This is a genomic window from Armatimonas sp., from assembly GCF_043757465.1.
Lineage (GTDB): Bacteria > Armatimonadota > Armatimonadia > Armatimonadales > Armatimonadaceae > Armatimonas.
Window position 1 is genome coordinate 65148 of sequence record NZ_JAYVPL010000156.1, and the last position, 21884, is coordinate 87031.

The 21884-nt window shown below is 59.6% G+C and carries 19 protein-coding genes; 9 read left to right on the plus strand and 10 right to left on the minus strand.

Annotation, left to right across the window (positions count from 1 at the left end; all coding sequences use genetic code 11):
- Positions 1-17 precede the first annotated feature (17 nt).
- The 3 genes from ACH2ED_RS21745 to ACH2ED_RS21755 are packed head-to-tail and all read left to right on the plus strand — an operon-like array spanning position 18 to position 2473.
- The gene (locus tag ACH2ED_RS21745; RefSeq protein ID WP_395094828.1) at positions 18-1304 is read left to right on the plus strand and encodes a DUF4038 domain-containing protein; all 1287 of its coding nucleotides are present in this window, start codon (positions 18-20) and stop codon (positions 1302-1304) included.
- A 26-nt stretch (positions 1305-1330) separates the two neighbouring features.
- Positions 1331-1960, plus strand: a complete 630-nt coding sequence (locus ACH2ED_RS21750) for a hypothetical protein (protein WP_395094829.1) — start codon at positions 1331-1333, stop codon at positions 1958-1960.
- Positions 1961-1963: 3 nt separating this feature from the next.
- The gene (locus ACH2ED_RS21755) at positions 1964-2473 is read left to right on the plus strand and encodes a hypothetical protein (RefSeq protein WP_395094830.1); all 510 of its coding nucleotides are present in this window, start codon (positions 1964-1966) and stop codon (positions 2471-2473) included.
- A 91-nt stretch (positions 2474-2564) separates the two neighbouring features.
- Here the strand turns inward: ACH2ED_RS21755 and ACH2ED_RS21760 are convergent, their stop codons facing one another.
- Positions 2565-4001 (minus strand): S10 family peptidase, encoded by a 1437-nt coding sequence (locus ACH2ED_RS21760; protein WP_395094831.1) that lies wholly within the window; start codon positions 3999-4001, stop codon positions 2565-2567.
- Between the two features lie 28 nt (positions 4002-4029).
- Between ACH2ED_RS21760 and ACH2ED_RS21765 the strand changes: the two genes are divergently transcribed.
- On the plus strand, positions 4030-5838 hold the full coding sequence (locus ACH2ED_RS21765) for a beta-L-arabinofuranosidase domain-containing protein (RefSeq protein WP_395094832.1): 1809 nt from the start codon (positions 4030-4032) through the stop codon (positions 5836-5838).
- On the opposite strand, the gene ACH2ED_RS21770 is transcribed toward ACH2ED_RS21765, so the two are convergent.
- Positions 5783-7171, minus strand: a complete 1389-nt coding sequence (locus ACH2ED_RS21770) for a choice-of-anchor tandem repeat GloVer-containing protein (protein WP_395094833.1) — start codon at positions 7169-7171, stop codon at positions 5783-5785. The genes ACH2ED_RS21765 and ACH2ED_RS21770 overlap by 56 nt on opposite strands.
- A 326-nt stretch (positions 7172-7497) precedes the next feature.
- On the opposite strand from ACH2ED_RS21770, the gene ACH2ED_RS21775 reads away from it, so the two are divergent.
- Complete coding sequence (locus tag ACH2ED_RS21775) at positions 7498-8763, plus strand: Gfo/Idh/MocA family protein (protein WP_395094834.1); 1266 nt, start codon at positions 7498-7500, stop codon at positions 8761-8763.
- A gap of 3 nt (positions 8764-8766) precedes the next feature.
- Positions 8767-9090, plus strand: coding sequence for a hypothetical protein (locus ACH2ED_RS21780; RefSeq protein WP_395094835.1), 324 nt, complete (start codon positions 8767-8769; stop codon positions 9088-9090).
- 20 nt (positions 9091-9110) lie between these two features.
- On the opposite strand, the gene ACH2ED_RS21785 is transcribed toward ACH2ED_RS21780, so the two are convergent.
- The 4 genes from ACH2ED_RS21785 to ACH2ED_RS21800 form a co-directional block, all read right to left on the minus strand.
- On the minus strand, positions 9111-11174 hold the full coding sequence (locus ACH2ED_RS21785; RefSeq protein WP_395094836.1) for a hypothetical protein: 2064 nt from the start codon (positions 11172-11174) through the stop codon (positions 9111-9113).
- 50 nt (positions 11175-11224) lie between these two features.
- Positions 11225-13150 carry a hypothetical protein gene (locus ACH2ED_RS21790; RefSeq protein ID WP_395094837.1) on the minus strand — a complete coding sequence of 642 codons (1926 nt, stop codon included), beginning with the start codon at positions 13148-13150 and terminating at the stop codon, positions 11225-11227.
- Between the two features lie 87 nt (positions 13151-13237).
- On the minus strand, positions 13238-13510 hold the full coding sequence (locus ACH2ED_RS21795) for a hypothetical protein (protein ID WP_395094838.1): 273 nt from the start codon (positions 13508-13510) through the stop codon (positions 13238-13240).
- Positions 13511-13522: 12 nt separating this feature from the next.
- On the minus strand, positions 13523-13795 hold the full coding sequence (locus ACH2ED_RS21800; protein WP_395094839.1) for a hypothetical protein: 273 nt from the start codon (positions 13793-13795) through the stop codon (positions 13523-13525).
- Positions 13796-13889: 94 nt separating this feature from the next.
- Here ACH2ED_RS21800 and ACH2ED_RS21805 point away from each other — a divergent pair, with 94 nt between their 5' ends.
- Both ACH2ED_RS21805 and ACH2ED_RS21810 read left to right on the plus strand, forming a co-directional pair.
- Positions 13890-14873 carry a sugar phosphate isomerase/epimerase family protein gene (locus ACH2ED_RS21805; protein WP_395094840.1) on the plus strand — a complete coding sequence of 328 codons (984 nt, stop codon included), beginning with the start codon at positions 13890-13892 and terminating at the stop codon, positions 14871-14873.
- Entirely contained in the window at positions 14870-15661 is a 792-nt protein-coding gene (locus ACH2ED_RS21810) for an SDR family NAD(P)-dependent oxidoreductase (RefSeq protein ID WP_395094841.1), read from the plus strand. Before ACH2ED_RS21805 ends, ACH2ED_RS21810 begins: the two co-directional genes overlap by 4 nt.
- Here the strand turns inward: ACH2ED_RS21810 and ACH2ED_RS21815 are convergent.
- The gene (locus ACH2ED_RS21815) at positions 15658-16935 is read right to left on the minus strand and encodes a PP2C family protein-serine/threonine phosphatase (protein ID WP_395094842.1); all 1278 of its coding nucleotides are present in this window, start codon (positions 16933-16935) and stop codon (positions 15658-15660) included. The two genes, ACH2ED_RS21810 and ACH2ED_RS21815, sit on opposite strands and share 4 nt — an antisense overlap.
- Positions 16935-17840 carry an ROK family protein gene (locus tag ACH2ED_RS21820; RefSeq protein ID WP_395094843.1) on the minus strand — a complete coding sequence of 302 codons (906 nt, stop codon included), beginning with the start codon at positions 17838-17840 and terminating at the stop codon, positions 16935-16937. The genes ACH2ED_RS21815 and ACH2ED_RS21820 overlap by 1 nt, the downstream gene beginning before the upstream one ends.
- 75 nt (positions 17841-17915) lie before the next feature.
- Here ACH2ED_RS21820 and ACH2ED_RS21825 point away from each other — a divergent pair, with 75 nt between their 5' ends.
- Positions 17916-18695, plus strand: coding sequence for a sugar phosphate isomerase/epimerase family protein (locus tag ACH2ED_RS21825; RefSeq protein WP_395094844.1), 780 nt, complete (start codon positions 17916-17918; stop codon positions 18693-18695).
- Positions 18696-18703: 8 nt separating this feature from the next.
- Here the strand turns inward: ACH2ED_RS21825 and ACH2ED_RS21830 are convergent, their stop codons facing one another.
- Complete coding sequence (locus ACH2ED_RS21830; RefSeq protein ID WP_395094845.1) at positions 18704-20851, minus strand: putative bifunctional diguanylate cyclase/phosphodiesterase; 2148 nt, start codon at positions 20849-20851, stop codon at positions 18704-18706.
- Positions 20784-21872, minus strand: coding sequence for a tetraacyldisaccharide 4'-kinase (gene lpxK, locus ACH2ED_RS21835; protein WP_395094846.1), 1089 nt, complete (start codon positions 21870-21872; stop codon positions 20784-20786). Before lpxK ends, ACH2ED_RS21830 begins: the two co-directional genes overlap by 68 nt.
- Positions 21873-21884: the final 12 nt, after the last annotated feature.

Below are 21884 nucleotides of genomic sequence, written 5' to 3' on the forward strand. Positions count from 1 at the left end.
TCAGGTATTCTATGCGCATGAACCTCTGCGTTACCGACAATGGCCGTTTTCTTCAGTGGGACGACCAGACCCCGTTTTTCTACCTCGCCGACACTGCCTGGGAGCTGTTTCACCGCCTGACACTTGAGGAGGCGAAGCATTATTTAGACGTGCGCGCGGAGCAGGGCTTCACTGTGATACAGGCGGTCTTACTTGCGGAGTTCGACGGTCTGACGGAGCCCAACCAAAACGGCGACCTACCGCTCCATGACCTCGACCCGACCAAGCCTAATGAGCGCTACTTCGCCCACGTGGACGCCGTCTTAGAGTACGCGGAGTCGCTGGGCCTGATTGTCGGGCTGCTCCCGACCTGGGGCGATAAAGTCGTGAAGGCGTGGGGCACAGGGCCAGTCGTCTTCAATCCACAAAATGCCTACGCCTACGGCAAGTGGCTGGGCCTGCGCTATCTGCACCATGAGAATCTTATCTGGATCAATGGCGGCGATAGAAAGCCGCAGACCGATGATGAAAAAGAGACGTTTCGTAAGCTCGGGCAAGCCCTGCGTGACTCCGACCCGAATCACCTGATTACGTTCCATCCCCAGGGCGGCTGCCACTCCAGCACGGACTTTCACACCGAGGACTGGCTGGATTTTAACCAGATTCAGTCCGGCCACGGCGCACGCCGCATTGACAACGCGGCGATGGTGGACAAGGACTACGCGCTTTCACCCATCAAGCCGACCCTGGATGCGGAGCCCAACTACGAGAACCACCCGATCAACTGGAAGCCGGACACGAGCCGCTTTCGCGATGATGATGTGCGAATCTCCCTCTGGCGCTCGGTGCTGGCGGGGGCGTGTGGCGTCACCTACGGTTGTCAGGATGTCTGGCAGTTCTTTGATTCGAGCCGGCACCCCGCGATTGCGTTTGCCGACACGCACTGGAGCGAGGCGCTGCACTTCTCCGGAGCCTGGCAGGTGCGCCACCTGCGCTCTCTGCTAGAGGAGCGCGACTTCACCACGGGCATCCCGGCACAGGAGCGCATTCTTACCGAGGACACAGGTGCCCGCTGCTTAATCGGCGACGGCTGGCTTCTTTGCTATCTGCCCGAAGGCGGCGAGCTGACACTGAGCGTTGATGATTTAGGCTTTGACACCGCCGCCGTGAGCTGGTACGATCCACGTACCGGGATCGCGGTGGACGATGACGAAGTGGACTGCAATGGGGAGATCAATGTCGCCCCGCCCACACTAGGCCGCCACAACGACTGGGTGCTTTGTTTAGAAGCCAGCGAGCTGGCCGACAATGATGAAGAAGATTAGAATTTTGTCTTCAGGAGGTTTGCTTTATGTCCCGCCTCTTGTTACTTGCCACTCTGGCTCTCACTCCCGTTTTCCCTGTACACGCTCAGGAACCTGCACCTGTTCCCCCACTGGCTGCCATCGCCCGTACAGAGACCACGCTTCGTGATGCGCTGACGGCGCTTTTTGAGAAGCAAAAGGTTCCCTACCTCATCGGCCCTGGCATTGAGGGTAAGCTCAGCTTCACCGTGGATATTGCCGCACTCCCGCTCCAGGAAGCCGTCGCGCTCTTGCTGGCCGCCTCCGACAAGCCCATAAACGTAGAGACCCGCAAAAACGGTGTCTGGATTCTTAAGCTCGCCCCAACCGCACCGGCTGCACCGCCACAGGTCAATATCGCCCCCGCTCAAGTGCATGTCAGTAACTACATGCCCAAGAACCCCACTATCGCAAGTCTGAATGTTGCCTCAAACGGCGATCCAGTCATCGCGGTTCTGGAATTGCAAGCCAATCTTTTGGAGCAAGAAATCGCCAGCGCCAAAGAAAACATGGGACCTGATAACGAGGGCATGAAAATACTTCAAAGCCAGCTACGAACGGTTCGTCGCCAGCTTGCAGTCCGGCGGGCTCAGGCGACCAAAAAGACGACAGCCGCCGCAACTACAAAGCGTCGCTAGCCGATGGGGTCCATCTGGCGCGTGCCGCCCTCGGTGATCCGTGAGGGGAAGCTCTTACTGGACCAGCAGTGCTGGTGCTGGGGGCAGGATATTCGCCATACGGAGGGCAACCTGCTCCTCAAGCACGGCTTTGTGCGCGAGCGCCACGAGAGCGAGAAAGACCTCTCGCGATATGTTTCCCCCCCGGCCACGCTCTGGGCATTCGGGCTGTTTTACGATGGCCTCTGGCTGTTGCGCCAGGACTTCAAGATTCGCCTTGCGCCCTCTGAGACGTCGCCCGATGTCTGGACGGTGCGCACTGCCCCGATCCACTACCCCGCTACGGAGGAAGAAGGCGAACGGCTCCGTGAAAAACTCCGTGCAGCCTGCCTCTGGATCGCGGAGTACGAAGACAACATCCCTCGTGCCTGGCGCGTCGAGACCTTGCGCCGATGGGACAAGAAAAGCATCCCAGCGGCAGAGCAAGCTGCACGCTGGCACAGTTTAGAGGAGGCCATTGGATGCGTTCCGTGATCTTGCAGCTTACCCCCTAACCCCGCCTAGCGGGGGGAATATAAGGAAAATTCCTTGTTGTCCCCCCGTTGCACGGGGGTTAGGGGGCAACCTAAAGCCAGGCTAGCACGTCGGATTTGAGCTGCGCGAGGCAGCCTTCCTCGATATACATCATGTGCCCCGACGGATAGTAGCGCTGGGTGAAGTTGGTTTTCCGCACAACCGGCAGGCCCATGTGTGCAAACGTGTACTCGGCAGCAGCATGCGGCGTGGCCAGATCATAAAATCCCTGTGCAACAAAGACCTTCATGTACGGGTTCTTGGTCAGCGCGGACTTCAGCGCCCCTGCGGTGTCCGTGAAGTTATTGCCATCGCCCCAGTTCCACTTGCCGTAGAGTCCGCCTAGAATGTTGTACTCCAGATCACTCTCGTAGCCAAGTTGCTCACGAACATAGCTATTGAAGCAGGCCGTGTAGCCCGGGGAGATGGCGGCGTGCGACGGATCAAACTCAGGGTTTTCCGCGCCCTCGTTGCCCTGCTGCGCCGTGAGGCGGCTGTCTAAGCGGCCTACAACAACGCCACGATCACGCAGAAGCTCCTTGCAGAAGCGGAAGTGCTCGATGCGCAGGTCCCGCTGGTCAATATACGTCTCCGAGAGGCCCGTGATCCGGGCGAGGGTCGCGATAATCCTTGTCCGCTCTTTGGGCAGTAATCTATCACCCTTGAACAGCGCGGTGGCGTACTCACCGAAGGCAAACGCCTCGACTTCCTTGATGAGCTTCTCCACGGGTTTATTGAGAATAATCTTCGCCAGCTTTTTGTGGTACCAAGCGGTAGCGGCGTAGGTCGGCAAGTAGAGAATGTAGGGAAGATCATTGCCCTGCGTGAAGCGCAGGGTCTGGAAGTTTAGCACGGTCGAGATCAAGAGAAGCCCCGAGAGAGCGATTCCCTTGTCAATCAGATAGCCCGCCAACCCCGCGCCCCGCGTGGTGCCGTAGCTCTCGCCCACCATGTAGAGCGGCGAGCTCCAGCGCTTATTACGGGTGATAAAGAGCCGGATAAACTCCCCGAGGCTCTCGATATCGCCCTGAACGCCCCAGAACTTCTTAGCGGTTTCATCGTCCTTGGCGCGCGAGAAGCCGGTACCGACGGGATCAATAAAGACTAAGTCAAACTGTTCCAGCCACGTGTGCGGGTTGTCCTCGACAGCGTACGGTGGCGGGGGCAGGCTACCATCAGGGAGCTGCGCAGCACGCTTGGGGCCGATGGTGCCTAAGTGCAGCCAGACGCTCGACGAACCAGGGCCACCGTTGAAGGAGATCAGCAGCGGGCGCTCCGTGGCGGGCCGGTCGTCGTCTTTGGTGTAGGCCATGTAGAAGACCTGCGCCTCAATCTCGTCTTTGGCATTCTTCAGCGGCATCCGCCCCGCCGTCACCGAGTACTTGATGGTTTTCCCATTCAGCACGACTTCATGCTGCGTCACAACCGGTGTCTCTTCGACAAACTCGTTCTTCTTTGCGCCCTCATCGGGCTTCTTCTCTTCGCTCATGGGGGAATTATACCTGTACAATCTCCCTATGAATACGGCGATACCCTTCGCAACGCCCTTGCCACTGGGCGCGATTCTTCCCAAAGGCTGGCTGCTGCGTCAGCTTCAGACCCAGGCCGACGGGCTGGGCGGGCACTTGCATGAGTTCTGGCCGGATATCAAAGATAGCCAGTGGCGTGGCGGGAGCGCCGAGGGCTGGGAGCGCGTCCCCTACTGGCTCGATGGCTTCGTCCCGCTGGCGTTTCTGCTAGAGGATGCAAAACTCATTGCCGTGGCGCGGGAGTGGATCGAGAGTATCCTCGTGGGCCAGCACAGCGACGGCTGGTTTGGGCCACGCACCGCCAACGAGAGCCACGGGGCACGCAAAGACGATCCCTGGCCGCAGTTTATCTTGTTTAAAGTCTTCACCCAGTGGCACGAAGCCACGGGCGACCCTCGGATTATCCCCGCGATGCTCAGCGCCACCAAGCGCATTCATTCGGTGCTGCAAGAAACCCCGCTCTGGGACTGGGCCAAGATGCGCTGGATGGAGCTGGCGATCTCCATTAAATGGCTGAAAGAGCAAACGGGCGAAGCCTGGCTGGATGAGTTACTCTTGCTTGCCGCCCAGCAAGGCTACAACTGGCAAGCGCACTTCGAGAACTTCGAGCACACGGAAAAAGCAACGAAATGGACGCTGGAGAACCATGTCGTCAACCACGCTATGGCGCTGAAAGAACCAATTTACCACAAGGGAAATGCTCCCAATGTCTACGGTAAGCTCATGAAGTTTCATGGACAAGCCAATGGAATGTTCAGCGGTGACGAATCACTAGCAGGGCTTTCTCCCTCGCAAGGCACCGAGCTCTGCGCCGTAGTAGAAGCCATGTTCTCTCTGGAGCTCTGCTTTGCACAAGGTGGAAATGTATTCGATGCCATTCTTTTCGAAGAGATCGCCTACAACGCGCTCCCGGCCACCTTTACAGACGATATGTGGGCGCACCAGTACGACCAGCAAGTGAACCAAGTGCTTTGTATGGACTCCAAAACAAAAGAAGACACAGTCTTCACGACCAATGGTCCACGTTCTAACCTCTTCGGCCTAGAGCCCAACTTCGGCTGCTGCACCGCTAACTTCCACCAAGGCTGGCCCAAGCTCACGAGCCACCTTTGGATGCAAAGGAAAGATGGCACCCTGGCACCGCTCTCTCTTGCTCCGTGCACCGTCACCACCGAAGCCGTTTCCTTCACCGTCGAGACCGAGTATCCCTACAGCGAGACCGTTACAATCCGGGCAACCAAGGGAAGCGCAAAACTTCGCCTCACGATTCCTCCTTGGGCTGAGGATGCAACCTGCAATGGCGAGAACTTCCTCGAAGCCAGCTCTTTTGACGCAACACTGACACCAGAAGCTCCCGTCACGCTACACTTTGCGTTCACGCCGCGCACGGAACAGCGCCCCTCAGGTGGGGTTTCGGTCTACGTGGGGCCGCTACTCTTTGGGCTCAAGATCGGGGAGGACGTACGAAAAGAAGGGCCGGAGCCGTGGGCGGATCGCGAGGTGCACCCGACCACGCCGTGGAACTACGCGATCGATCTGAGTAAGCCGCTGGTGCTCGATAAAGAGACGCTGACGATCACCGCAACGGGACATCGCGTCCCGGAGTGGGGACTCGAAAAACACGCCGCCGGGCCGCTGCCAGAGTCCCCGGTAAGAGTGACAACACCGGCGGAGGAAGTCACGCTGGTTCCCTACGGCTCCACCCTGCTGCGCATCGCGGAGTTTCCGGTGACAGAGTCTCTCAGGGAACCACTTGAAACGGAACTTTGCTTGTCAGGATCCCAAGCGGCGTTGTGACCTTGATAACTCCACTCGTGGCACCTTTTGGAACCCTAACGGTGATCTTGCTATCCGACTCGACTTTAAAGCCAGCCGCAGCTCCGTTGAACGAAACAGAGGACGCACCGGTAAAGTTAAAGCCTGATAGAGTCACCGTGCTCTCCGCTCGCCCGGAGAGGGGTGTCACGGTGAATGCAGTCATGTCGAGGCAGTAAAACACACCTCGCCCTTTGCTTCCTCCCTGACTGGTAAGACCGTAGAGCTTGCCATTGCTATGGAGCAAGGGTGTCTGCACGCAGTACATTCCCTCGGTCATGCGCGGATCGCGGGAGTACACCACGCTGAATGCCTCGCCGGAGAGCTTGATGCGGTAGAGAACACCCCGTCCCCCCGCACCACCCAACCGGGTCGCCCCGTAGAGATAGCCATCTTTGGCTTGCACCAGCCCCGCCAGAGGGTTAGAGCCGTCGCTACCGGAAAACGTGTGCAAAACCGTGAACTCTCCCGACAGCGTGAGCCGATAGACAAGCCCCAAGGCCATCGCCCCGCCCGCAAAGCAGGTGCCGTAGAGGTTGCCATCGCTGGCTTGCATGAGGTTATAGGAGGTTGCCCCGTTGGCATTGTCAAACTTGTGTAGCAATATGATCTGGCCGCTGGGGGTTACCTTAATCACGGTGCCAAAGCCCGTGCCACCTTTGAGAGTGGTGCCATAAAGATTTCCGTCGGTGCCCGCCACAAGCATACTCCCCATATTTCCCAAAGTGGCGAAGTCCGACTTTTGCAGGCGTGCAAAGGGGGAGACTACCGAACCACTGGGCGTGATTTTGTAGATCGTGCCGCTCTGCTGATTGCTAGAGTTAGAGGTAATCCCGTAGAGGTTGCCGTCTTTGGCCTGAACGGGCGGCGACAGCGGATAGGAGCCGTCCTCAGTGTTCTTGAAATCGTAGAGCACGCGAAAGACTCCGCTTGCCGTGATTTTAAAGACAACACCCGTTCGTAGCTTACCGCCGCTGTAGGTCGTCCCGTAGAAGTCACCATCGTTTCCCAAAGATAGACCGCCGAAGGCCTGGGCACCTTGTGTCAGATTGAAACTATTGAGAACCGTCAGCTTTCCCTCCGGCGTAAACCGAAAGATCGCCCCGCGATTGGCCGTGCCACCTTGTTCGGAAGCGCCGAAAATACTGCCATCCTTGCCCAGAGCAAGCATTCCTATTTCGTGGGGATAGAGAGGGTCGCCCGGGTTAGAGCCGAAGTCATAAAGCACGGTCAGGGTCTGTGCACGCGCGGCACCGAGGGAGAGGGCTAGCCCCGTGAGTAAGAGCGTGCGCGTGATGCATTGATGCCCAGTCATAAATCATTGTCCTTTTCTTAGCCAAATTTCGACAAACTCACAATAAATCCTTCCCTTTCGGACTCGCCTTTATTGCGCGGCATCTGCCACGGTCATTCAATTCTTTTTCACCGTCGAATAAATTCCCGTCGCCGACACGTAATCCGCCCAATGGAATTGGGCGTCAAGAAGCCTTCGGCTGGGAAGTCGCTCCGCGACTAGGGAACCAGGGAATTCGGCAGTCGCGGAGCGACTTTTGGGCGGCACGCCTGCTGACGCCCACGTTCGTGTGGGCGGACAGGTACAGCCCAGAAGGAACCCTCCTGCTCTCTCGCGAATTAAAGCGCATGGAAGCAAAGAAGCGTGTGGTGAATAAATTTGCGACGATCTTCCCCCAGAGCCCACGGGGCGCGAACGAGAAGATTATCTACGGGCATATTGGACTAGGCGGTATGGGCAGCAGCCACGTGGTGGCGGATTCGTGCGCGGCGCTGTGCGATGTGGACGCCAATCACCTTAAGGCGAATGCCGCTAAAGTGAAGGGGTCGCCGCTGCTCACCGACGACTACCGGCGGGTTTTGGAGCGCAAGGACATTGACGCTGTGACAATCGGCACGCCGGATCACTGGCACGCCCTGATGACGGTGCATGCCTGCCAGGCGGGCAAAGATGTCTACTCCGAGAAGCCCACTTGTAAGACCATCGAAGAGGGCAGGGCGATGATCGAAGCGGCGCGGCGCTACAAGCGGGTGGTGCAGATCGGCTCGCAGGGACGCTCGAACCCGAGCGCCGCCGTGGCCTGCAACTACATTCGCAACGGGCAGATCGGCACGGTCAAGGAAGTCAAGCTCTGGCACCCCAATAACTATGTCTCGGACAACAGCTTTGGCAAGGAAGGCCCCGCGCCGCCTGAGCTGAACTGGGACATGTGGCTGGGGCCGATCGGCTGGCGGCCCTACAACCCCGCGATTGTGCACTTTAACTTCCGCTGGCTCATGGACTCCGGCGGCGGCTTTATCCGCGACCGCGGCAACCACGCCCTGTCCATCGCTCTGTGGCTCACGGGCCAAGACAACTGGGACGCGCCGGTCACGGTGACTGCAAGCGGCGAGACCAACCCCAACTCGGTCTATGATGCGCCCCTCACGATGAAAGTGAAGTGGGAGTTCTCCAAGCCGCAGTGGACTCTGATCTGGGAGCAGCCCGGTGTGGTTCCCGAGCGCTTCGAGGGCGAGTGGGGCGGCACCTACACGGGCGACAAAGGCGATCTGATTGTGGCGGGCGGCGATGGCGGCTGCGCCACGGAGGAAAAAGCCAAGCTCTATACGCCGCCTGCCGGTGGCTTCAAGGCGTTTCTAGAACCCGAGAACACCGACCCCACGGAACGGCATCGCCGTAACTGGCGGCGCTGCATTAAAACCCGGGAGAAGCCCGTGATGGACGTAGAAATTGGGGTCAAAGTGATTATTCTGCCGATTATCGCCAATATCGCCTACACACTTGGCCGCAAGCTCACCTACGACCCTAAGACCTGGAAGTTTATCGGTGACGAAGAGGCCAACCGGATGCTCTATGAACCGTACCGTGCTCCGTGGAGCTTGAAAGGAATCTAACCCATGCGCGACTCTCTTCTCGCCGCCGCCGACCTCATGGCGGGTACCGACAAAGTTCAGGCCAAAGCCGCGATGCTGAGCATGGCACAGACCATTCATACAGTTTGCAGGCCTGGAGGCAGCAAAACCATCCGCACGGATTATCTGAAAGAGCTGCTGGAGATTCTTAGCGGCAAGCGCCCTCGCCTCGTGCGCGCCCACGCCGCCCGGCTGGTCGGCTACATCGGCAGCAAGACCGACGACAAAGCGCTCGCACGCTTTGCCGCCGATCCCGAGCTCAAAGCCGATATCCAAATGGCCCGCGAACGCTTGCGACGCGGGGGCTAGCCAAGGGAGATGATTCTCCCTCAAACCTCCAGCTTATTCACAAACGCACGAAGATCGCGCTGGGCGGTGGCGAGCTGGCCTCTTAGGCTGGTGACTTGCTTACGCAGGCTTTGGATGCGAATTTCCTGCTCGTCGAGCTGCTGAACATAGCGCTTGTAGCTCTCGGAGTTGCGGTCCAGCACGTTCATGTTCTGGCGGATACGGCTCTGATCCTGCTCGATCTGCTTGACTTCCGCCTCGTACTCGGTGATCTGGCTCTGGAGGTCTTGCAGCTTGTGCCGCCGGGTGAGCACTTCTTCCAGTGCCATCTTGAGCTTGAGAGGAACCCCCTCTTTGCGCTGTGTGGTCACTTCGATAAAGTTTATGTCGGTGTCCAAAAGCGCGTAGGTCTCCGAGAGCGGGCGCTCGGTCTTAACGATCAGCGTCTCCGTTTTTCCGGCAGGGACGGCCACCAAGAAACGGTAGAGATTCGCCGTGCGCTCGTCGAACTTGGCTGGAGCGATCAGCTTAAACTCGGCGTTGTAGGGGTGCTCCACCAGAACCTGCCGCGGCTTGTCGGACTTATTGCGGAACGTGTAGACGACCTCCGTGGTCTCTTTGCGGGCGCTGATCAGCACGCCTCGTTTGATCGTCAGGCTCGTTTCGACAGCCGTGCCGCCGTTGTCTTTCTGCTCGCCCTGCAAACCTAAATCCACGGCGTAGGTCAGAATACGCGTGTCGCCTGGCGGGATGTCCTGCATCCGTGCATCGCCTGCATAGGCTCCGCCATCAAAGAGTGTCACCGGTCCGCCTTTAAGGTGCAGCCCCGTGTTGTTCTTGAGCCGAACACCGTGCAGCGGAAAGCGCGTGTCGGTGGCCGGGTTGTAGAGCGAGACTTTCTCACCGCTAATCTCCTGCGCCACGACCGGAATCATCGCCGCCTGCTGCCTCGGAAGCGCAACGGGCGAGTTGATCTTATAGGTAAACAGCTCGCCTTGCTTCTCCCCCGCCGCCTGCGCCGCTACTGACTCGTTCGAGACAATCAGCGTGTTATCGGCATCCTTGCTGAGAATATTACCAATTCCCGCGGGCCGTCCCCCACCAAAACCACCCATCCCTCCCCCTTGCCCGCGCGCCATTGCATTGGTGATGGCCGCCTTCGCCGCAAAGTTGCTCCGATCGTCCAGCGCCGCCTCGGACACCTGGGGCGCAGGTGAGATCGTGTGGTCCGCGTTGACGGTGGGGCGGGTGAGGTACTGCGGCTGGTAGAGATCTTGAATAAAGCTAATCGGTCGGCCTGAGACAAGCGTCAGAGCAACCCCTGTCCAGTCCTCGTCGGTGGTGTTCTCCACCAGTGCCCAGCCCTGAATATACGGCTGCGTGCTGCCTTCTCTCGCGCCGGAGAGCAGCAAGCGGTAGCTCATCTTCCAGAGCGGCGACTCGGTGATGTAGCCCACTTGCACCCGCCGCGTCCCGGGGCCGTCGAAGCGTAGGGTCACACTGCGGCGCTTATCATCGGCACCGGAGGCGAGCAACGTCAGCGCCTCGCCAAACTCCCGAGCGACTTTTGGATCATTGAAGGAGATCTCACTCACCAGATCAAGGCGCGCCGTGGTCAGGCCACGCTCCGTGAGCAGATTCAGGAACTCGGCGCTGGTTGTCTTGCCCTCAGCACTCAGGAGATTTTTCGTCTCAACACTCACCAGCTTGCCCGTAACCGCACTCGTACTAGTTGCCGTTGCAGTTGTCACGGTAACGACCTGCCCACGCAGGCGATTCAGCAGTGCAGTGCGCTCCAACGGCTGGGTGACATCCACCGCGAAACCCTGGAGCGTGCGGTTGACGGGGTCTTTTGCGGCATAGACAGCAGGCTGAACCTTGCCCTTCTCGTCAATTAACACCAGAGATTTCAAGATATCGTTGATCTGCACCGTCCGAAATGTTAAGGGCACCGTGGCGTTGCCACTCACGTCACCCTCGCGCTGGGTGTAGGCCACCCCCGACGAAAACAAGGTCACGGCGCGCACGGGCAGCGCACTCTCTTGCGCCTTCGCTGGCCCCTGCGCCAGCACGACTAAAGGAAGTAGCATCGTAGTTAGCATCATTTCTTTCTCCCGCCCCGATTTGTTTTCGCCCCGGTCCATCGAGGCGACTCTTATAAGTCCAGTGTATCCAGGAAAGCCTTCAATTCGGCCTGGGCATCGTGCGCATTTTTGCGCAGGCGATTGCCCTCCTCGCGTAGCTCCAATAAGCGATTCTCCTGGCCGTTGAGCTCGTCTAAGTAGCGATGGTAGAGCGGCGATTCTTTATCAAGCGCCGCTAAGTTGCCCCGGATACGCCCCTGCTCCTCATGGATCTGGGTGCGCTCTCTGTCCAGTAGATCGGCGTTGGTCTCCAGCTCGTGGATCTTACGACGGCGTGCAATTGTCACCGCCAGCGCTTCTTTGAGGCGTGAGGGAAGCTCCCCGCTACTGGCATAGTGCGTGAGCTGGGCTGTGTCCGCTTCGAGTAGTACCACCGTGGTTCCCAGTGCCTGCTCCTGTGCCACAGACAGACTCGCGCTGGCCCCGGGCGCAATACTGACGGCGAACCGGTAGCGATCCCGCGTGGTCTCGGTCGGTTCCGTGGGTGCGACTAATGTCCAGCCTTCCCAGAGCGGGTGCTCGACCAGCACGGTGCGCGGCGCGGCGGCTTTGGACGTGAACTTGTAGAGCGTCTCCCGGCGGTTCTTGGACGTGATGGTCAGCACGCCACGCTTGATGGTCAGGCTCAGCTCATTGCCATTGCGTAGCTCGTCGGTGCGAACCCCTTCGATACTCAAGTCCACGGCGTAGGTAATCAGTCGGGTATCGCTGGGCGGCACTTCCCCGAGGCGCGCGTCACCGGCGTAGGTGCCGCCATCAAAGACCGTGATCGGCCCCGCTTTTAAGTGTAAGCCCGTGTCATTGACTAATTTAATCGCGTTCATCGGGTACTTGGGATCCGTGTCGGCGTTGTAGAGCGAGATCTTCTCCCCTCCGATATCGCCTGAGACCACCGGGATCATCGCCGCCTGCTGCCTCGGAAGCGCGACGGGAGCTTTGATATTGTACTGAAACAGCTCGCCCGCACTCCGCCCCTCGGCCTGAGAAACCACGGATTGCCGCATGGACTCCGCCCGCAGCGAGCGCTTCGCCATCGGAGCGGGAGCCGCCATCATCGCGACTGCCCCCCCACTCTCGAACGGCGACATGACACCCTCGTGCACTTGTGGCACTGCGGCGGGGATAATATCGGGGCCGACTGTGGGGCGTGGCAGATAAAGCGGCTGGTAGAGGTCTTGGATAAAGCTGATCGGACGGCCTGAGACGAGCGTGAGCTGGACACCTTCCCAGTCTTCGTCGGTGGTGTTCTCCACCAGTGCCCAGCCCTGAATATAGGGTTTCTGTCCCTCGGTATCACTCAACACCAGCCGGTAGCTGATCTTCCAGAGCGGCGCTTCGGTGATATAGCCCACCTGGACTTTCCGCTTTTTCTTGCCCGCAAAGCGCAACTGCACGGTTCTACGGGCATCGTCCGCGCCCCCGGCAAGCACCGTTAGTGCTTCACGGAGCTCGGCATCGCGGCGCTCGTCGAGTAACTTGATCGTCCGCACTTTATCCAGCGAGACCGAGACAAGCCCCTCAGCCGTAATCAGTGTCAGAGTCTCCACATCCACCACGGAGCGCTCGCCGCGCACTTGCTTCTCAGACTCCACGGCCACGATCTGCCCCTCAAAGGCTTCTTTGCTGATGGTCTCGATCTTCAGCACGACGCCCCGGAGCTGGCGCAGCAGCTCGCCACGTGTGGAGAACGCCGAGACATCCACGGCGAAGCTCTGGAGAGTGCGCTCCACGGGGTCTTGCGACGGGTAGATCGCAGGCAACGCCCCACCCTCTTCGTCGAGGAGTACCAGTGATTTGAGAATATCGTTGATCTGATTGGTACGAAACGTCAGAGGCACCGTCGCCTCACCCGAATCAATGGTTCCCTCACGCTGGGTGTAGGCCACCCCGGAGGAGAAAAGCGTCACCGCACAAACGGGAAGTTTAGAAGTATTCACACCGTATTGTACCCGCCGCTTGAAAGCAGCGTCTCGGACAACAAAGCCCGTGCCGGGCTTCCCCGACACGGGCTTCAGTCTGGAAGACTACTTGCCGAAGACGACGGCGAAGTACTTATCCTGATCCTTCTTGATAGCGGCTTCGCACATACCGCAACAGAACTTGACCGACTTGCCCTTGTACTTGGGGTTCTTACCCGCGTAGGCAACCGACTTGGAGTGAGCGTCCACTTTTTTATTTGTCATCATAGGGCAGTTAGTCTGCTCTTTGGCCTTCGCGGGAGCAACGGGCTTGGGTTTCTGTGCGAACGCGGCAGCGGCCACGGAGACGGCAACCAGAGCAATCACTAAACGATTCATAATTTCTATTCCTTACTTGCCAAAAACTTTGGTGAAGTACTTGTCCTGCGCCTTCTCAACTTTGCCAACACAGCCGCCGCAGCAAACCTTGACCGACTTGCCCTTGTACTTGGCATTCTTGCCCTTGTAAGCAATCTCAATAGGCTTGCCCATAGAGCCAAGGTCTTCGTCGGTCACAGCACACTTAGTCTGTGCCTTGGGAGTAGCAGGTTTAGGCTTCTTGTCCTGAGCAAATGCAGCACCAGCGACAGAGACGGCAACCAGAGCGATCAGTAAACGATTCATGTTTTCTTTCTCCTGAGAGTTCCAAAGATAGCGTATTCTACCTCTAATACCCAAATCACCGCTCACTTGGTTCCCGGGCGGGTACAATTTTCTTATGCCAATCCCGTTCGCTCTCACCGCCTACGCCCTGCCGCACGTGCTGGGCTACCTGTCCACCAAAGACGGCACCCCGAATCCTGGCCCGCTCTCTCCTCTCGGCTTGCTAGATGCAGCCAAAGCCCGGAATCTCGCGGGTGTGGATATTCCTCTGCCTGCCGACCTCTCCGCCGAGGCCCTGCGCGACGCGCTTGCCAAGCGTGGTTTGCGACTTGTTGTGGAGGCAATGAGCGTTCTGGAGATGGAAAACGCCGAGGCGTATCTGAGAAAATCAGCGCTGGTGGGAGCAAAAGTGGTACGCTTCACGCTCTCAGGGATTCTCTGCGGCGACCGGCGCACACTTGGGCCGGGCGGCTGGCTCACCCGTCGCGATGCCCTGGTAAAGCGTATCTCCGAGCTCTTGCCGCTTGCCGCCGACCTGGGTCTCGCCCTGGCGTTTGAGAACCACCAGGATGCTGATCTCTCGGACTTTCTCTGGCTCTACGAAAAGACGGGCGAGCACCCTGCATTCGGCGTCTGCCTGGATGCGGGCAACCCGCTGGCCGTCGGCGAAGATCCGGTTCAAACGGCACAGACCCTCGCGCCGCTCATCCGGCATGTCCACTGCAAAGACTACACGATTCACTTCGCGCCTGAGGGCTACCGGCTCGTGCGCTGCGCCGCAGGAACGGGCGTGGTGGACTTTCCCAGAATTCTGGAAATAGTGAAAAACAACGGATTTACGGACTTACTTCCCGGTATCGAGATCGCAGCGCAGGCAACGCGCACGATTCCGTTGCTCGAAGCATCGTGGTGGGCAGAGTACCCGAAGCGCGAGGTTCGGACGTTAATCCCCGCGCTCCAAATACTCTGGGCAAAAGGCCGTCCCGCCACTGAACCGTACTCCAGCGCGTGGGAGCGCGGCGAAAACTCCGAGGCTGTCCGTGCTGAGGAGTGGCGGCTCGTGGACGAGAGCGTGGCGTACTTTGGAGGCTTGAAGTGAAAATAGTGATTGTGACGGGCGCGGGTCAGGGAATTGGGCAGGCGCTCGCACTCGGGTTCGCACAGGCGGGCTGGAGGGTCTGTGCGACGGATCTACGCAAGATTGACGAGACGGCGGCGCTTCTGGGCGAGCCCCATCTTTGTCTGGAAGGCGATGTGACCGATATTGCGTTCCCCGCGAAAGTTGTCGAAGCGGCAGTGGCGAAGTTTGGGCGGCTGGACTGCATCGTCAATAATGCCGCCGACCAGCGCGGCACCACTCTGGAAAACACGTCCGTGGCACTCTTTGATCAGATTCAGGCCGTCAATGTCCGTGCACCCTATCTCTTTGCCCAGGCGGGGTTGGAGCACTTGAAAACCACTAAGGGTAACATTATTAATCTCGGCTCACTTGTGGGAAACCAGCCCATCCCTGAGCGCGTGGCCTACTCGACCTCGAAAGCCGCGCTCGCGGGGCTAACTCGTGCGCTCGCCGCAGACATTGGACGCTACGGAATTCGGGTGAACTGCATCGCGCCAGGGCACATCATGACCAGTGGCGAGGCGGCGTGGCGAGAGCGTTTTTCGCAAGCCGAGCAGCGGGTTTTCTTTACCCACTACCCTCTGGACCGCGTCGGGCACCCGGAGGAGATCACTGCCGTTGCGCTGTTTCTCGCCTCCGACGCCGCCAGCTTCCTCACCGGTGCGACAATCCCCGTAGACGGAGGAATGAGCATTCTTTGCCCCGAGACCGGCGCGTTTCGAGCGGCGGGGGTCAACTGGCCGGGGAATCCGGGAGGTACTCCTTAAGTCTCCCGGCAGCGCTGGCAGATAAGCAGTGTCAGGTCGTCCACGGGCTCCGTATTCTCTGCGCGAAGTGCTTCGATAATCCTATTGGCGAGAGCCTCGGGGCCGGCGGGTGCATTTTCACGGATGAGCTGATGGAGCCGCATCTCACCCATGCCCTGCGCCTCCGTGATGCCATCTGAGTGGAACACAACAATATCGCCTGGTGCCAGAGTCAGCTCCTGCTCCGGAGCATGCCAGATCGTAAAGAGCCCCAGCGGCGGTGCCTGCCCACAGGCGGCGGAGTCAATATGCCCATCGCGAGCGCGCCAGAGCAGCGCGGGCGGGTGCCCCGCATTCCACAGCCGCAGTGTCCCCTCCCGTGGCGCAAGCTCCGCGTAGAGCAGAGTGGCGAACGACGAATCCGGGAGGCGCTCACAGAGATCCTTGTTGAGCCGCACCAGCGCCTGCTGAGGGCTGCGGAGGGGGTCTAAGTAGGGCAGTAAGTACCCAATACTCGTGGCAATCAGCGCCGCCGCCATCCCCTTGCCCGACACATCGCCAATCGCCAAGCCGAGACGGCCCCCGATAGGATCCTGGATAAAAACATGCAGGTCCCCTCCGACTTCAAGCGACGGTTCCGTGCGAAGAACGAGCACCAGACCCGCCACGTCGGGGGCGACCAGAGGAAGCGAGGAGCGCTGAATCTCCCGGGCAAGCTCCAGTTCCCTCTGGCGTGCCTGCTCGGTGCGGCGCTGGTCCAGCTCGCGTGCAAAACTCCCCTGGTAGCGGGTGAACCAGGTCTTCATCTGGGTGACGAGATAGCCCGTGAAGCCTCCCACGATCACAAAATAGGGGGCGGTATCACGTACCACTTCCCAGCGATAGCGGCTTTTCTCCGGATCCAGTAGCCCCAATCCAACTGTCATTGCCCCCGCGAGTGCGCCAATCAGGAGCCCCCCCTTGAGGTTTCCAAAGAGTGCCGCCGCAAAAACAATTAGGTAACATAACCCTAAGTACGGACTCGTGGCCGCCCCGGTGTAGTAAGCCGCGTTGCCCAGAAAAAGCAGATCCAGCACCACTAAGAGCCGGAGCGGGATGCGCTGTATGGGAAGGCGGTAGAGCTGCACCAGAACAACCCCATTGTAGGCGAGTAACAACGCCATCGCGATCCAGGCAGCAGCGGGGCGCTCGTGGTACCAGAGCGCCAGAAAAATCGAGATTGCGGCCTCAGTGAGCGCGAGTGCCCAGCGCCCTCGCAGCAGAAGCCGGGGGAACTCCTCGGTCTCCAGAAGCACTAGTGGCCTCCCCAGGCGCAGAGTGCCGCCAGATCTTGCGCACGGTCTCCCAGTGCCGCTGGGACAACCTCCAGCCCCTCCGTGAGGCGTGGCCAGGCTCGCGCCCGTAGACTCTCTATGATTTTGGGAAGTAGCAAGTCGGCGGCGTGAACGGCCAGTGTCCCGAGTACGATGCGCTCTAAATCGAGCAGCATGGCGAGCATCGCAAGCGCCGCGCCTAAGTGATCGGCAGCTTGCTCCAGCGCAGCAAGGCAGGCCGTATCGCCCGCCCGCGCCGCTTCGACCACCGCTTTTCCGCTCACAGCGCCTCGCCAGCCGTACTCGCGTGCGATCCGAGTCACCGACGGTCCACTGGCGTAGGCTTCCAGGCAGCCGCGCAAGCCGCAGGAGCACACACGCCCCTGGTTCCCTAAGACGACAGCAATATGACCGATCTCTCCGCCCGCACCACGCCGCCCTCGGTGCAGTGCGCCATTGAGCACGAGCCCCGAACCGATCCCAGTGCCCACGGTCAGGAACGCCATATTTTTGGTTCCCTGCCCCGCCCCGAAGCGCCACTCCGCCAGTGCCGTGGCATCCGCATCATTTTCAAGCTGCACAGGAAGGACAAGTGCCTCAGAAAGCCGAGCAGCCAGTGGGAAACCGTCGTGGCCCCAGCCCGGCAAGTTGGGCGCGGCAAACACCAGCCCCTTGGCGGCATCAGTGGCTCCCCCCACAGAAACTCCAATTCCCTCCAGTGCCTCTTTACCACGGACTTGCTGCGCAAGGGCCACCAAAAACGCAAAAAGTCCCTCGGCGTCGGCGTCGGCAGGCGTGAGCGCGGCGACCCGCTTCGCCACCGTTCCGTCCTCGTGCAGCAACAGTGCTGCCGATTTTGTTCCCCCTAAATCAATTCCAAGAATCACGCCGCTCGTATTGTACCCCCTTCGCGGAGCCGGAGGGGGTCGGCGAAGCCGGGGGGAGGCTGGTAAAATAGGGACATGACCAAGCTCGCTGTTCAGCTTTACACACTCCGCGACCACCTGACCACCACGGCGGAGGTCGCCGCATCGCTCAAGCGCCTCTCCCAGATCGGGTACCGCGCCGTACAGGTCTCCGCCGTCAAGGCGTTTGAGACGGAGTTCGATGCCACCACTCTGCGCACGATGCTCGATGACAATGGCCTCAAGTGCATCGCCACCCATAGATCCTGGGAGAGGCTCTCGCAGAACACCGACGATGAGATTGCGCTGCACCACACGCTCGGCTGCGACTACGTGGCGATTGGGGGGATTCCCCAGCCTTACGGTGCCGACCACGCCGACGGCTACCGGCGCTTCCTAGCGGACTCCGCTCCGGTGATCGCAACCCTCAAGGCGGCAGGGATTCGCTTCGGGCACCACAACCACAGCCATGAGTTTGTGCGGGTTGCGCCTTCAAACCCCCAGACCCTCTGGGATATTCTCATCGAGGAAGGCGGCCCGGACTACTACCTAGAGGCCGATCTCTACTGGATCTGGCACGCTGGCGTTGACCCGGCGGCTCTCATGCGTCGCTGCAAAGGCCGCGTTCCCGTCATTCATCTCAAAGACAAGGAAGTCGTCCCCAAAGATGGCCCCGTCATCGCGGCTATCGGCGAGGGAAATCTTCCCTGGGACACGATTCTGCCCGCGTGCGAAGAGAGCGGGGTGGACTGGTACGCCATCGAGCAAGATACCTGCCGCCGCGACCCCTTCGACTGCCTGCGCTCGTCGTTTGAGTACCTCAGCGCCCGCCTCTAACGGTCGCTTTACGCCGCCAGAGAGGCGTTGGGCTTGAGGAAGCGGCGCTCCAGCTCAGCGGGTTCCATGGGAGGACTGAAAAGGTAGCCCTGGAATTGCCGACAGCCGAGACGGTGAAGAATGTCGCACTGAGCGGTGGTCTCCACTCCCTCAGCCACCACACTCATCCCGAGGTCGTGTGCAAGCTGTACCAGATGTTTGACCAGCATCTGGTCACGTACACTTCCCACAATAGACTTGACAAAGGAGCGGTCTATCTTCACCACATCGAAGGGGCAGTGCCGCAGATGCGAGAGCGACGAGTACCCCGCGCCAAAGTCATCCAACGAGAGAGTCACCCCCATCTGCTTGAGGGCGTTCATCACCACCAGCGCCCCCGGAATATCGTCCAGGAGCGCGGTCTCCGTCAGCTCCAGCTCTAAGAAGTTCGCAGAGAGCTTCGTGCGTGCCAGCACCTCGGCGACTTGTGCGGGGAGCTCCCGATTACGGAGCTGCTGCGCCGAGAGGTTCACCGCCACCCGGAGCGGGCTTCCCGATGCCACCCAGGCGGCAGCCTGCGCACAGGCGGCATTGAGGACAAATTCCCCCAGCGGCTGTATCAGGCCGGTTTCCTCCGCAATCGGGACAAACTTCGCGGGCGAGACGAGGCCGCGCTTGGCATGCCGCCAGCGTATCAGGCTCTCGACGCCGATCATCCGTCCGTTGCCCACATCCACCTGCGGTTGGAAGTAAAGCAAAAAGTTATCGCAGGGCTGCGCACGTGTGAGATCATGGCGTAGATCTGCTTCCAGCTCGAAGCGCTCCTTGGTCGTGCGGTTCATCTGCGGCGTGAAGAAGCGAAAGTCTCCTCGGCCCTCTTCTTTCGCGCGGTACATCGCCACATCGGCATTCTTGATCAATGCGTCCGCATCCTGGGCATCGGTGGGAAAGCGGCTGATTCCGATACTGGCGGAGATCACTAGCTCCTGTCCCTCCATCAAGATCGGCTCCGTAAGGGCTTTAAGAAGAGATTCCGCCATCTTCGCCGCGTTGTTGATGATATCGGAGTGGTTCTCCTCACTCATGATCAAGATAAACTCATCGCCTCCCACACGTGCCAGGAGATCCTTCTGCCCGATCGTGGGCAGGAGTCTTCGGCGTACGACATACTGCAAAAAACGATCACCAAACGCATGGCCGAGCGTATCGTTGATCTGCTTAAAGCGATCCAAATCCATATAGACCGCCACTACCGACGTGTGATTTTTCTGTGCCCGCTCAATGAACAGCTCCAGTTGCTCTCGTAAGCGACGGCGGTTTGAGAGGCCTGTCAGAGGGTCATGGAGTGCTTGTTGGAGTGTGTTTTGCTCACTGTTGCGCCGTGCCTGTGCGCCCGTGATCGCCTCAGCAGCGATGGCAAGGTAGCCCTGCTCCTCAGCGGACCACTGTCGCGGTGCCCGGCGGCTCTCCAGAGCAAGATAGCCCCAGAGCTCCCCTTCGATCACCAGCGGGAGAATAAAGAGGGAGAAGACGCCCTGTGTCTCTAGCAAGCGCTTCTCTTGATCCGGGAAGGTACTCACTTGCCCTAAGATGAACTTCGAGTCCCCCAACTCCTGAATCCAGCGGGGGAAATTCTTGGAGAGAGGCACATCTATGCGGGCAGGACTGTTGATCTGCCCGGCGATTCCAGAGGCACACCACTCTGCAAGAAGGTTTGCATAGTACTCACTCTGGTCGGGATAGCACTGGCAAAGATAGATCCGATCCGCCCGAGTGGCAGCCCCAAGCAGAGGAAGCACTTCTCCTAGTGCCTGTCCCCGGTGATCTGCCAGGAGCAAGCGCTCCAGCTCCACCAGAGCTTTAAGATAGCGTTCGCGGTTTTGTTGGTACTCTTTGGCCTGTTCCTGCTGCTGTCGCGCCGTTGCGATCTCACGCTGTGCTCTCTGGACACGTGCCAGAACAAGAGCGAGGGCACTTCCCAGGGACAGAGCGAGCACTCCGGGCAGCACCAAGCTCTTACTAAACATAGGCGCACGCAGGAGCAAGAAGATCACGAAAAATCCCACTCCTACTAGCGGAGCTACCACAAGCGGCGAGAGCCGTCCAACCTCAGTCGTGGCTGGGGAAGGGAGGGGCAGGCGATTTACCCTGCGTTGTGTTTTCTCGCGTACGGCCATAAAAAGTTAATAAATCCCTACTGAAACTCTCGTCGTGCGCCACCCGCATCTGGATGCGTAGTGCCCAGAGTGCTGGCCCTTCCGCTGGCCAGAGTGCCCGCAGCCGCATCAGGTCTTTCTCCGTCGTAACAAAGAGTCCTTGCGGTGCTTGCGCAATCAGAGCGAGTGTCTCCTCTTTATTGTAGGTATGATGGTCCCCAAACTCGCAGAATTTTTTCAGGGAGAGCTTCAAAGCCTCCAGTGTGGAACGAAAAGCTTGCCCATCTGCGATGCCGGAAAAAGCAATCGCACTCTCGGCAGCAAAGGCTTCCAGAGTTTCTTGCGCACCGTCGAGCCCCACCCAGCCCGTCGGCTCGTGGGTCGCCGTAAAGAGACCAGCACGGGGGGCGAGGCGCTGAACCGCTCTTTTAGTACGCTCTAGCTGCTCCGAGCTAACCCGGTCAGCACGGGTGAGGACGACCATCCCAGCGCGGGCGAGATGAAAGGGCGGCTCGCGCAGAAGCCCACGCGGGAGCATCCAGCCATTATCAAACGGGCGGCGCGCATCTAGCAAAACAATGTCTAAGTCGCGGTGGAGCTGCCAGAACTGAAGCGCATCGTCGAGCAGGATCACATCGGGGGCGAACTGTGCGCAGGCTAGGCTGCCTGAGACCCGCCGGTCCCGCCCGATAATCACCGGCACATCGGGCAGAAGCTGCGCAAGCAAAGTCGGCTCATCTCCGGCGACATCTGCGCTGAGTAAGAGCTGCCCATCTCCCCGGCTCACAATCTTGGCGCCGCCCTCTCTCTCGTGTGTGCCACCGTGCCCTCGCGAGAGTAACACCACGCTGAGTCCCTGTTCGCGCAGAAGCCGCCCGACCAGCGCCGCCATCGGTGTCTTACCAGTTCCCCCGGAGCTGAGATTACCAATCGCGATCACGGGCACCGGGAGCTTGTAGCGCTTGCGAATCCCCAGCCGATAGGGCAGTAAATACAGCGCCAGCCCCACAAAGTGCAGCCCCGCCAGCGGAGTCATTGCCATGCGGAGCAGCGT